The organism is uncultured Sunxiuqinia sp. (assembly GCF_963974515.1).
Lineage (GTDB): Bacteria > Bacteroidota > Bacteroidia > Bacteroidales > Prolixibacteraceae > Sunxiuqinia.
The window spans coordinates 1-12847 of record NZ_CAXBDD010000106.1 but is presented as its reverse complement, the minus strand read 5'-3'; the positions used below and the strand labels follow the sequence as shown (position 1 = coordinate 12847).

The 12847-nt window shown below is 44.4% G+C and carries 11 protein-coding genes; 5 read left to right on the top strand and 6 right to left on the bottom strand.

Features of this window, described 5'->3' with window-relative positions:
- Positions 1–217 precede the first annotated feature (217 nt).
- Positions 218–1330 (bottom strand): serine hydrolase domain-containing protein, encoded by a 1113-nt coding sequence (locus tag AAC033_RS16240; protein ID WP_339740032.1) that lies wholly within the window; start codon positions 1328–1330, stop codon positions 218–220.
- Between the two features lie 51 nt (positions 1331–1381).
- Positions 1382–2647, bottom strand: a complete 1266-nt coding sequence (locus AAC033_RS16235) for a hypothetical protein (protein WP_339740030.1) — start codon at positions 2645–2647, stop codon at positions 1382–1384.
- 341 nt (positions 2648–2988) lie between these two features.
- On the opposite strand from AAC033_RS16235, the gene asnS reads away from it, so the two are divergent.
- From asnS to AAC033_RS16220, 3 genes are all read left to right on the top strand, one after another.
- Positions 2989–4425: an asparagine--tRNA ligase gene (gene asnS / locus AAC033_RS16230; protein ID WP_339740028.1), complete on the top strand. Its 1437-nt coding sequence runs from the start codon at positions 2989–2991 to the stop codon at positions 4423–4425.
- 124 nt (positions 4426–4549) lie between these two features.
- Positions 4550–5995: an RNA polymerase factor sigma-54 gene (gene rpoN, locus AAC033_RS16225; RefSeq protein ID WP_339740026.1), complete on the top strand. Its 1446-nt coding sequence runs from the start codon at positions 4550–4552 to the stop codon at positions 5993–5995.
- A 9-nt stretch (positions 5996–6004) separates the two neighbouring features.
- A complete protein-coding gene (locus tag AAC033_RS16220) occupies positions 6005–6616 on the top strand; it encodes a phosphatase PAP2 family protein (protein WP_339740024.1) in 612 nt (203 codons plus the stop codon).
- Here AAC033_RS16220 and AAC033_RS16215 read toward each other — a convergent pair.
- The 3 genes from AAC033_RS16215 to AAC033_RS16205 all read right to left on the bottom strand — a co-directional run bounded on the left by AAC033_RS16215 (position 6603) and on the right by AAC033_RS16205 (position 8916).
- Complete coding sequence (locus AAC033_RS16215; protein WP_339740022.1) at positions 6603–7016, bottom strand: SPOR domain-containing protein; 414 nt, start codon at positions 7014–7016, stop codon at positions 6603–6605. The genes AAC033_RS16220 and AAC033_RS16215 overlap by 14 nt on opposite strands.
- A gap of 70 nt (positions 7017–7086) precedes the next feature.
- Positions 7087–7788, bottom strand: coding sequence for a response regulator transcription factor (locus AAC033_RS16210; protein ID WP_339740020.1), 702 nt, complete (start codon positions 7786–7788; stop codon positions 7087–7089).
- A gap of 93 nt (positions 7789–7881) precedes the next feature.
- Positions 7882–8916 carry an ATP-binding protein gene (locus AAC033_RS16205; protein ID WP_339740018.1) on the bottom strand — a complete coding sequence of 345 codons (1035 nt, stop codon included), beginning with the start codon at positions 8914–8916 and terminating at the stop codon, positions 7882–7884.
- A 152-nt stretch (positions 8917–9068) separates the two neighbouring features.
- Here AAC033_RS16205 and AAC033_RS16200 point away from each other — a divergent pair, with 152 nt between their 5' ends.
- Positions 9069–11306: an inorganic phosphate transporter gene (locus tag AAC033_RS16200; RefSeq protein ID WP_339740016.1), complete on the top strand. Its 2238-nt coding sequence runs from the start codon at positions 9069–9071 to the stop codon at positions 11304–11306.
- Between the two features lie 161 nt (positions 11307–11467).
- Complete coding sequence (locus tag AAC033_RS16195; protein ID WP_339740015.1) at positions 11468–12466, top strand: PorP/SprF family type IX secretion system membrane protein; 999 nt, start codon at positions 11468–11470, stop codon at positions 12464–12466.
- 2 nt (positions 12467–12468) lie between these two features.
- On the opposite strand, the gene AAC033_RS16190 is transcribed toward AAC033_RS16195, so the two are convergent.
- A partial coding sequence (locus tag AAC033_RS16190) for a gliding motility-associated C-terminal domain-containing protein (protein ID WP_339740013.1) occupies positions 12469–12847 on the bottom strand: 379 nt, incomplete at its 5' end.

Genomic DNA, 12847 nt, shown 5'->3' with positions numbered 1-12847 from the left:
CTAGACCATTTTAATAAACCAGTAAAAGGGTTCAGTCCAATTCGGACTGGGCCCTTTTCATTTAGAAACTCATCGAAATGAAACTTGACAGCTGACTTTCATTTCGCCGGCTGTCGAATTACTTCAAAAGAGCTGATTTTGGGGCTTTCCCGTCGACTAAATCAATACTAATCGGAACCTTCTAAAAAGTTGGTTGATGTGCTGTCTGGCTATTATTTCAATGATCCCCGAGCGTCCGCAGCAACGAAAAACACAGCTGTTCAATTTTTGGCGATTGGGGATGAAAAGCGGAGACATTGGAAAGGATGATCACGCCATTGGCCTGGTGGGTATCAAGCACAATCGATGAGCTGTAGCCTCCAGTGCCGCCATTGTGGCAATACAGTTCAGTTTCAGAGGAGGTTTTCACAATATGCCAGCCCAAGCCCAGGGCTATCCGCTCACTCACTTCAAACGTCGGTTTGCGCGTCAGTTTCAGTTCCTGGTTCGCGTCATCAAACTGGGCCAAAGCAAATTTGGCCAGGTCTTCGGTGGTCGACAAAATGCCGCCAGCCCCTACCATCACCGAGAAATCCCAGTTCGACGTCTCCTCGCCGTTTTGATCGAGGCCACGAACCAAGCTTGAAGTCACATCCCCGCGCCTGGTGGTTGAGGCTGTCATTCCATAGGTCGAAAACAGGTATTTTTTCAACAATTGCTGATAATCCAAGCCGGTCATTTGCGCCAATGTATAAGCCAGCAGTCCTGCTCCCAGGTTGGAGTATTCACTCCGCTCTCCCGGATGGTAAGCCAGTTCCACCTGCTTGGTTAGGTATTCTTCCAGAAGATCGGGGCCATAGTTCCGGTAGGGATTGGCCGGATCGAAAGGAACACCGGCATCAAAGTTTGAAGGCATGCGCGGCAAACCCGAGGTATGATTGGCCAACTGCATAAACGTTGGCCGAATGGAATCTTTCAATGCAAAAGGAAGGTGGTCGTTCACCGGATCTTCCAGACTCAGTTTTCCCTCACCAACCATGGCAGTCAGCAAACTTGCGGTAAGCACTTTTGAAATGGAACCGATTTCAAAGACTTTATGCCGGTTGTCAACCAACCTAATCGTATCATTTTCGGAAATGACACCTGAAAAAGCAACCGCTCCGTTGTTGATAAATGCAAATGCCAATTGCGTGTGCTCCGGGAAAGCACGAACATGTTCAAAAATCAATTCTTTTTGTTGCTCCGTCCAAACAGCGGTCTGCTCCGCAAAGCAGTCCGTTGACTGAAGCTGACTTCTTACTGAAACCGCAAGCAGCATGAACAACAAACTAAAAACTATTCTTTGCTTCATTTTATTTTGGCATCACTAAAGCTGTGAAATCAATCGTTCGAAACCCATTGGTCATTCCACGGTGATTGTTTTTTCCTTGGCTGGTTCCACCGCGTCCATTTCAAAGTATTCAACCAAAAACGAACCACGGTCAAAGAATAACTTCAAATCACAGGATTTGTCGGGCTCAATAGCGGTAAAGGTCTGCGAAAAAGCTTCCGTATCAAAATCAGAAATAGACCAGTTAATATTCGAACTCGATTGGTAGTACCATGCGGCCTTGGTTGACTTAGGTCCTGAGACGTCAGTCGTATCAGCAGAAACCGTTTTTATGGTGTCGGAATCACTGAGCGAAGTAATCCGAATCTTCAGGTTCGAATTTTTAGGTAGCTGGGCGGCAAGGCTACAGGGATTGTTTTCGCCCGCCAAATAATCGGTTTTCGATAAGGCAAGAATATTTTGACCATTCAGTCCGGTAGCCGGATAGCTAATGACTGATCCTGTTGGCTCAAAACCCGTGTGGGCGATAAAGTTGGTAATGAACTGCTCAAAAGCGGGAACGTTGGCTGATGCTCCGAGCTCATGATATCGCTTAGTCAAATTCGCTTGAATTGCAGTGGCATTAAGCGATAACGCATGATTGACCAGGGCCGCTCCCAAATTCTCATCATCCAGTTGACCATCTTCACGAATATCGTTGCTGATGTTCGACAAAAGTTCGGTCAACGCTCCTTCGGAACGGTAACCCTGCAAAATGCTTGAAATGGCCAGCAGAATTCCATTATCTTCACCACCTTGGGAAATATTCAAATTTTCTGAAGATCCAATTCCATCCTTTTCCAGGCTGAAAATGGCCAGCACTTCTTTCTGAGCCTGTGTTTTCGCATCGGAAAATGATTTTCCTTGCTGCATTAAAAATTCAACACGCGGTTTTTCCAGGTGAGTCAGCAAGTTGACATTGACTGAACCCGAACCCGCAACATCGGCCAAGGCATATAAGGTAAGCTGTGCCACCGACTGTGCACCAGCCACTTCATTAAAATAAAAACCATCGGCTCTTAAATTGACGTAACCCGAACTTAACGTAATACCATTGAGTTGGAACGAGCCCTGATTATCGGAGATCTGTGTATTGTACGATTTTCCCACCGGAGTTAAATCTGTCTTTAAATCGTAAATGGTCACCGAACTTCCGCTGATGAACGGCCCTTTTTGAACCAAACCATCAATATCCTTTTCAGAGACCAGTTCTTCACTGCCTGACTTTTTACAGTTTGACAAAGACATGACAGTCAGGATCAAAACTATTGGAAACAAAACACTTCCTAATGTCTTCATTGAGAATGAATTGATTATTCGACTTGATTTTTTCTATTATCAAAAATAGAAATAAATTAGATTTATTGTTTATAGTGAATAATGTTTTTTAACACGAACTGACAGAAAGACTTGCCGGGTTGAGATTTCTTTTTTTATGAAACAAGGGCCAGTACCTTGAGTAAGGACAATTCCCGACACCTCGAAGACCCACTCACGGTATCGAAGTCAGATCAGCCACTCCCAGAACTTTTCATAGGTCAATTCATGTTTTTCAGCAGAAAAATGTACTTTTGTGATTCGATTTTTAAGCCTGATGATCAGGGAACGCATAAAATAATCTGCAAAACACAACAAACAACATGAAACGACTGAAAATTAAAGAAGTATTGGCTGGCGGCGAAGTAGGCCAGCAAGTGTTGGTAAAAGGATGGGTGAGAACCAAGCGCGGCAGTAAAAATGTCAATTTTATCGCGCTGAATGACGGATCGACCATCAATAATTTGCAGGTTGTTGCTGATGTCGAAAAGTTTGGTGAAGCCTTGTTGCGCGACATCAATACCAGCGCTGCGCTGGGGATCACAGGTGAATTGGTTGAGTCGATGGGAAGTGGGCAAGCTGTAGAATTGGTCGCTTCGGAAATCACCATCTATGGAAAAGCTGATCCCGAGAAATATCCCATTCAACCTAAAAAACACAGCCTGGAATTCTTGCGCGAAAACGCGCATTTGCGCTTTCGTACGGCTACGTTCAGCGCTGTATTTCGTATTCGGCACGCCATGGCTTTTGCCATTCACAAATATTTTAACGACAAAGGTTTTTACTACCTGCACACGCCTATTGTAACCGCTTCGGACGCCGAAGGCGCCGGTCAAATGTTCCGGGTATCAACGCTGCCGGCTATTGACCCGCCATTGAATGAGGCAGGCGAGGTGGATTATGCACAGGATTTCTTTGGCCGCGCAACCAACCTCACAGTGTCGGGGCAGCTCGAAGGCGAACTGGGAGCTACTGCTTTGGGTGAAGTGTACACCTTTGGCCCCACCTTTCGCGCTGAGAATTCGAACACCACGCGTCACCTGGCCGAGTTTTGGATGATTGAGCCAGAAATGGCTTTTTATGAGCTAAAAGACAATATGGATTTAGCCGAAGAGTTTCTGAAATACCTGATCCGTTATGCGTTGGACAACTGCATGGATGACCTTAAATTTCTGAGTAACCGGCTGGAACAGGAGGAAAAAAATAAACCACAGGATCAACGCTCAATGGAACTGATTGAAAAACTTCAGTTTGTGCTGGAAAACGATTTTGTGCGCTGCACCTATACCGAAGCGATTGAAATTCTGCGGAATTCAAAACCATACAAAAAAGGTAAATTCCAGTTTCCGGTTGAGTGGGGAATTGATCTGCAAAGCGAACACGAGCGTTACCTTGTTGAAAAACATTTCAACAAACCGGTTATTCTGATTGATTATCCGAAAGACATCAAAGCTTTTTACATGAAGCAAAACGATGACGGAAAAACCGTTGCTGCCATGGATGTGCTTTTCCCGCAAATTGGCGAAATTATTGGCGGTTCAGAACGTGAGTCGAACTACGACAAGCTGGTAAAACGGATGGAAGAAATGGACGTGCCAACTGATGAAATGTGGTGGTACCTGGATACCCGTCGCTACGGAACAGTTCCACATGCCGGTTTTGGGTTGGGATTCGAACGGTTCATCCTTTTTGCAACCGGAATGGGCAACATCCGCGATGTGATTGCTTTCCCCAGAACACCAAAAAATGCCGAATTTTAAAGCAAAAAATCATTAAATAACTCTAAAAACAACAGAGGTTGACCTGAAAAGTCAACCTCTTTTTGATAACAAAGCTTATATTTGTTATTTCGGGAAAAGTTAACTTTGGAGAAATTAGAATAGTATGCCATCTCAACGATTAAGTTTACAACAGAAACTGCTGCAGAAATTATCGCCTCAACAAATCCAGGTGATCAAGCTTCTGGAGATTCCTACTATTCAGCTCGAACAACGAATAAAAAAAGAGCTGGAGGAAAATCCGGTTCTTGAAATGGTGGACGACGAACCGATTGATCAAAGCGATGATAGCGAAAGCAGTGAAAGCGAAGGTGATGAATTTTCGCTCGAAGATTATATGGATGATGACGATATTCCGACCTATAAGCTGAACGTCAACAACTATTCGAAGGACGACAAGCAAGTGGATATGCCCTATAGCTCTGGAGTAAGCTTTTACGAGTCGCTAACCGAGCAACTGGGATTGACCGGACTGAATGATCAACAAAAATTGCTAGCTGAATACATCATTGGAAATATTGATGAGGATGGTTACCTGCGCCGCGATTTATCGTCCATAAGCGACGATTTGGCCTTCACGCTCAACATGAATGTGACGGAACAGGAGTTGGAAAAGATTCTGGAGGTCATCCAGGATTTTGATCCGGCCGGCATTGGAGCACGTTCGCTTCAGGAATGTTTGCTGCTGCAAATTGAGCGTAAAAAAGGGACCGACGCCACTTGCCTGGCATCCAAAATCCTGCAGGAAAGCTTCGACGAATTTACCAAAAAGCACTACGACAAGATTCTTCACAAATTCGAAATCACAGAAGACCAACTGAAAGAAGCTTTCAACGAAATACTGAAACTCAACCCCAAGCCCGGCGGTTCAGTCAACAACCCTCAAAACAGCTCTAACCAGGTCATTGTACCCGACTTTTCGCTCGATAATGTGGATGGCGAGCTGATCTTGTCGCTGAACCAGCGAAACGTGCCGGATTTACGCATGAACAACTCCTACATGGATATGCTCAAGGGCTATACCAGCAACCGCAAAAGCGCCACGAAAAACCAAAAGGAAGCTGTCCAGTTTGTCAAGCAAAAGCTGGATTCGGCCAAATGGTTTATCGATGCTATTAAGCAACGACAGCAAACTTTGCTGATGACCATGTCGGAAATTATCGACTTTCAGAAGGAATATTTTAAGGAAGGCGATGAAACCCGGCTAAGACCAATGATTTTGAAAGACATTGCCGATCGCACTGGACTCGATATCTCAACCATCTCGCGTGTTTCAAACAGTAAATACATTCAAACCCATTTTGGCACTTACCCGCTGAAATATTTCTTTTCGGAGGGGATGCAGAAAGATACTGGTGAAGAAGTGTCGACACGGGAAATCAAAAAGATTTTGGAAGAATGCATTGGAAATGAAGACAAGCGCAAACCCCTGACAGACGACCGGCTGGCCAAAATTCTCAAAGACAAATCGTATCCGATTGCCCGGCGAACAGTTGCTAAATACCGCGAACAGCTGGGTATTCCGGTTGCCCGCTTACGAAAAGAATTATAAAAGTAACGCATGAATATTAAACAAGGCATTGCCCAGACGTTTTCTGTTATTTTTCACCCTTTACTGATCCCTACCTATGGGTTTCTTCTGCTGATGAATTCAGGCTTTTACTTTTCCATGATCACCTATGATGCCAAAAAACTGCTCCTGCTGATTGTCTTTATGAGTACTTTTCTGTTGCCGGTTCTGAGCTTGGGACTGCTTTCGTTCAACAAGCATTTTAATATGAAAATGGAAAAAAGTACCGACCGGGTCATTCCCTTACTTTTCACGGCAGTCTATTATTACCTGGGCTACTTTTACCTGGGACGACTCCAGGTTTACCCCATCTACCGAATCTTTCTGCTAGCAACGATCCTGATCATCATTCTGCTTTTGCTGGTCTCTATGAAATGGAAAATCAGCAACCACATGGCTGGAATTGGCGGATTAATTGGTGCCATCTTAGCGTTGTCTTTCCGGCTGGGGCTGAACAGCTCCTTACTTTTAACCGGGTTAATCATCGCTGCAGGTGCAGTTGGAACCTCGCGATTGGTTTTAAAGAAACATGACCCGTTGCAAATTTATGCCGGATTCATGCTGGGTTTTGCTGTCAACTACCTGGTGATTATTTTTCTATGACCATGATCCAGGCATCCTCGAATTCGTCCTCCAGACGAAGTACTCTCAAGGCTTCCTTCGCTAAATCAAAATCTTTAAACGACTGCAGTGCAAGCCGGTAGTAACCATCTTCATTACGCATAATCACAGCCGGCTTATAACCTTCTTGCTTGTATTTCTGTTCCCAGCTTTCCGCAAAGGCCTTCACGGTGTAAGTATCGACCACCAGAAAATATTTATCATCCAGATTAACGCCGAGATCAACTTCCTCAACCGGCTCAGGTTCAGGTTCAGGAACTTCAACAATTTGAACGGTGTCCTGAGGTGCTACTTCAACCTGAAGATCATCTTCCTTTTCTTTGGTCTTACAAGCAACCAACGCGAGTACAATCACCAGTACCAATAGATTTTTTGATTTCATTTCCAAAGTGCTTTTTAACAAAGGTAACGAAACAAATAAAAAATCCCTTAGTTTATAAGGGATTAAACGGCTATTCTACGAACTTATAGCCAATTCCTTTGAGGGTTTTGATGTGATCGTTACCGATTTTCTCACGAAGTTTTCGAATATGAACGTCGATGGTGCGGTCTCCAACAACCACATTATCACCCCAAACCGAGTAATAGATTTCTTCTCGTGTAAAAACCTTGCCCGGTTTGGAAACCAGCAATGAAAGCAGCTCAAACTCCTTGCGGGGCAGAACCATTTCTACACCTTCAGAATTGATCAGGTAACGTTCCTTGTCAATCACCAGATTACCAATGGTTATGGTTGTTGAATTTTCAACGGCCTGCTCGGTCATAATTCCGCCTCCGGTCCGTTTCAGCAAAGCCTTGACGCGGCTAACCAATACTTTTGGCCGAATAGGTTTGGTAATGTAATCATCCGCACCTGCTTCGAACCCGGCAATCTGCGAGTAATCTTCGCCACGGGCGGTCAGAAAGGCAATGACCACGTTTGAAAGCGATGGAATTTTCCGAATTTCTTCGCAGGCAGCAATACCATCCATTTCAGGCATCATCACATCAAGGATGATCAGGTCGGGAGTTTTTTTCTCAGCCAGCTTGATGGCCTCAACGCCATTCTGAGCGGTGTACACTTTATATCCCTCTTTTTCGAGGTTATAACTGATAAACTCCAGAATGTCGACTTCATCATCGACCAGCAAGATTTTGTATTTTGTATCACTCATAGTCGGTAATATTAACCACTGCTAAGGTAAAAGTACAGCGAAATAGATTGTTTATGATCGTTAAAACTTGAAATCCTACGAAAATTACGACTTTCATTTGGCTTTTTCAAGGGTGAAGGTAAAAGTTGTCCCTTCATCAACCGCAGACTTAACATTGATGGTTTGTTCGTGGGCTTCGATAATGTGCTTAACGATGGAAAGCCCAAGGCCGGTTCCGCCTTGCTCGCGTGACCGGGATTTGTCGGCGCGGTAGAACCGCTCAAAAATGCGGGGCAGATGCTTGCTGTCGATTCCCAGTCCATTGTCAGCCACTTCAATCATTAAATTGTGTTTTAGATCGTAAAACGACACTTTAACAAACCCTTTCCGCTGGCCGTATTTTATTCCATTCACCACCAGATTGGTCATCACCTCCATAATCCGCTTTTTATCCGCATGCACCTTTACCGGTTTCTCAGGGCGGTCAAATAAGAGCTGAATTTTCCGTTCGGCCGCCATCATTTGCTCCATCTCAATCACGTCATCCACGAGCTTGACCAAGTCGAAAGTTTCGTATTTCAGTTTCAACTCGCCAGACTCCAGCTTGGTAATAGATTCCAGATCCTCCACAATCGAAATCATCCGGTCAATGCTTTTCTCGGTGCGTTTCAGGTACAGCTTATTCACTTTGGGATCGTCAATTCCACCTTCCAAAAGTGTTAGAATATAACCTTGAATGTTGAATATCGGTGTTTTCAGTTCATGCGAAACATTGCCTACAAAGTCTTTGCGGTAGCGCTCCAGATCTTTCAGGCGTGTAATTTCCTGTGTTTGGTTTTTTGCCCACTCCTCCACTTCCTGCCGAGCAGTCGAAACAAGATCAACCTGATCGCCCCGTTTTTTTATTTTTTTCCCTTCGACCGGGATTTTGCGGATAATCTTATAAATAGGCTCAATCCGGTGATCAACATATTCGCGCATAATATAAACAATTAGCGAATAGATAATCGCGAAATAAAACAGGATCAATGCCAGATAAATCCACAGTGAAAAATCGAGTAATGAGAAGGCTATCACAAAGAGAATCGTTAGAAAGGTCAGGGAAAGTCCGAGATAAAAAGCCAATTTTTGTGGTGAATATGTTTTCATAAAACAGTTGTTTGCGACGAATTTAGAACAAAATTTTGCTTGTTCTCTCATTAATAGTAAATTGACGGTTCGTTAACATTAATTTAACACGCCGGGGGCGGTGTAAAGTTAGTTAACGCTATTTTTGCCCCCGTCAATCTTATACCAAAAAAATGGAACAATTTTATCTTATTCTTGTTGTTGTGCTCTTTGCACTGGCAATCTCCGATTTAGTGGTTGGGGTAAGCAATGATGCTGTTAACTTCCTCAACTCGGCTATCGGTTCGAAAGCCGCACCAAAATGGATCATTTTCACGGTTGCAAGCTTAGGTGTTTTAGTTGGAGCTACGTTTTCCAGTGGAATGATGGAAGTGGCCCGGAAAGGGATTTTTCATCCCGACATGTTTTTCTTCACCGAAATCATGGTCATTTTCATGGCTGTCATGATTACCGACATCATTCTGCTCGATCTTTTCAACACCTTTGGATTACCAACCTCAACAACCGTTTCCATTGTTTTCGAGTTGCTGGGTGCCGCCGTAGCGGTTTCCATTGTTAAAATTAGCCAGGCAGGCCAGTCGATTGCCGAATTACATCGATACATTAACTCCGAAAAGGCGCTGGCTATTATTACCGGTATCTTGCTCTCTGTTATTGTTGCCTTTGTTATCGGTGCTGCTGTTCAATATGTCGCCCGTATCATTTTCTCCTTCAAAACGAACCGGACACTCAAATATTTTGGGTCTGCCTTTGGCGGTATCGCTATCGCCGCCATGACGTATTTCATGATCATTAAAGGGGCCAAGGGTGCTTCCTTCATGTCAGCCGAAACGGTTGAATATTTGACTGTCAACATGACAAATATTCTTCTGATAAGTTTTGTTGGCTGGACTGTCGCCTTGCAATTGTTATACTGGATCTTCAAAATTGATATTCCTAAGATGATTGTTTTGGTTGGAACCTTTGGCCTGGCCATGGCCTTTGCCGGTAACGACCTGGTGAACTTTATTGGGGTTCCACTCGCCGGATTTGCATCATTTAAGGCTTGGGTTGCCGCCGGTGCCACCTCGCCCGAAACCTTCGAGATGGGCATGCTCACGGGAAAGGTTGCCACGCCAACCTATATGCTTGCCATTGCAGGTTTCGTCATGATCATCACCTTGATCACCTCCCGCAAAGCACGCTCGGTAGTGGCCACGTCGGTTGATCTGTCGCGCCAAAGCGAAGGAGAAGAGCGTTTTGCCTCTTCAATATTCTCCCGCACCATGGTACGTACCACCATTTCGGTGAACAAGGGACTGCGTAAAGTGTTTCCCGCTGTTCTCACAAACGCCCTGGATAAACGCTTCGAGCCCAACAGGGAAGAACAATTCAACGATAAAGACCGGCCGGCTTTTGATAAAATCAGAGCGTCGGTCAATTTGATTGTCGCCGGGATTTTGATTTCAATCGGTACTTCCTACAAATTACCACTTTCCACCACTTACGTCACCTTTATGGTGGCTATGGGTACCTCGCTGGCTGACCGGGCCTGGGACCGCGAAAGTGCGGTTTACCGGATTTCTGGTGTTTTCACCGTTATTGGCGGCTGGTTTATGACTGCGCTGGTGGCCTTTAGTGTAGCCGCCTTCATTGCCTGGGTCATTTCCATCAGCGGCCAGTTTATGATTTTTGTTTTTGTGGCTGTGGCCATTGTCATGGTCGGCAGGACTTACGTACTGTTTAAAAAACGGGCAAAAGAACAGGAAGAAGAGGAAGCAGAAGAAGTTGACTTGTCGGACAAAATCATTGAGAAAACAAAGAAGCAAGTGTTCAACACGGTTATGAATGCCAACCAGATCTACTCGGTGAGTATTGATAGCTTTATTAAAGAAGACCGTGCCCATTTGAAAGAGTCGATGGAGTTGATCAAGAAATTCCAGAAAAAAGTCAAAAAGGCCAAAGACAAAGTATTCCCAACGATTCAAACTTTGCAACAGGAATCGATGGAAAGTGGCCACTGCTATGTACAGATCGTGGATTACCAGCGTGAAGTTTCGCACTCACTGAAATTCCTGATCGAACCGTTGTACAAGCACCTAAGCAACAACCACAAACCATTTATTGAGGTGCAGCTGGAAGAAATGACCGACCTGATTAATCATGTCGATGAATTCTTCAACCTGGCTTTGCACCTGGTGAAAGAAAATCAGTACGAGAAGTTTGACGAAATGCTGGCTCACAAAGAGGCGCTAACCGACAAACTTACTCAATTGGAGAAAAAACAGATCAAACGGATCAAGGCAAAAGATGTGAGCACGCGGAATTCATTGCTGTTCTTCAACATCATCAAGGAAACCAAGAACCTGATCCTGCATTCCATCAACCTCATCAAGTCTCAGCGCGATTTTGTGGAGTTGAGCAAGAAGTAGAAACAGAGACCATCAGATAAAGAAAGCCGGGCGATTATTGTCCGGCTTTTTTAGGTCTAATACTCTAATTAAAAATGATTTATTCATTTTTAATCTCAACTTCTTCTATCGGATTGATTTTTAAGTATTTTTACTCCTCGTGAATTAGGCTAAACTATCTTGTGCAAAAAACGATTCGTACCATCGCGTTACTGATATTGGGAATTCAATTTGCCTATGGGCAAGATGTTTCATTTTCTCAATTTTATGCCAATCCCATGTATCTCAATCCGGCTTTTGCCGGATCAGAAGGAGCACCACGAATAGCCCTTCAGTATCGCAATCAATGGCTTCAATTCGACAATGCTTATACAACCTACAGTGTTGCCGCTGATTTTCCGGTTGAGTCGCTGCAAGGTGGGCTGGGCCTACAAGTGATGAACGATGCGCAGGCAGGCAATCTGCTCAATCAACTGCAAGTTAATCTGGCCTATTCTGTTTTCATTCAGCTCAGTCGCGAATACCGGGTCCACGCTGGACTGCAAGTTGGATACCACCAAAATTCGCTGAAAGTAAATGACTTGATTTTTGCTGATAATTTGGACATCAATTATGGGAACCATGGGGCTACGGGCGAGATCATCACTGAGCCAGACTTTTCGTATGCCGATTTTTCTACCGGACTTTTGGTATACAGCAAACGATTGTTTTTCGGCGCCGCCATCCATCATTTAACCGAACCCAGCCAATCGTACGCTCCCGAAAATGATGACAATAGTGTACTTGATCGAAAATATACGGTCCATGCCGGGGCGAGGCTACCTGTTTTCAGGCATGGACATTTGCGAAAAAAATTCGATATCTCCCCTCAACTAATCATTCAGCAACAAGGTATTTCGAACCAAATAAATTATGGAATACTGGCTACAAAACGGGGATTAACGGCTGGCACCTGGTTTCGTCAAAACTTTGGCATACGTTACGATTCACTAATCTTTCTGGTCGGTTTTGTCAATAATCGCATGCAATTTACCTACAGCTACGACTGGACAATCTCAGGCCTTTGGGGAAATTCAGGTGGTACCAGCGAGGTCTCTCTTTCATTCTTACTGAAAAGTAATCGTAAAAAAAGCTACTTCCCATTCTCCAACTCCTACGAAGAAGAATTTGGTGTACCTTAATCTTAGCGGATTAAAAGAATTTGCCCCTTTTGGTTATGCTCATAACCCTGAATGTCGAAGAAGTTGGCCATCCAGATATAATTTCCCATCGGAGCTTGGTCCCCGTTTTTATTCGTTCCATCCCAAGGATGCTCAGGTGTTTTCGTCTCAAATACGACTTGTCCCCATCGATCAAAAACCTTCAGGTCAAACCGGGCAACATCAGCGCCAAGCCCAACCGGCATAAAGGTTCGGTTCTCCGGAATATCACTATCCGGACGAAAGGCGTTGGGCGTAAATACATTGAAAGGCAGAATCTTGATATCCAAATTCGTCGTATCCAAACATCCGTAATTGGATTCAGCAACCAGCTGAGCTGCATAGTCTCCAAGTTCCGAATAC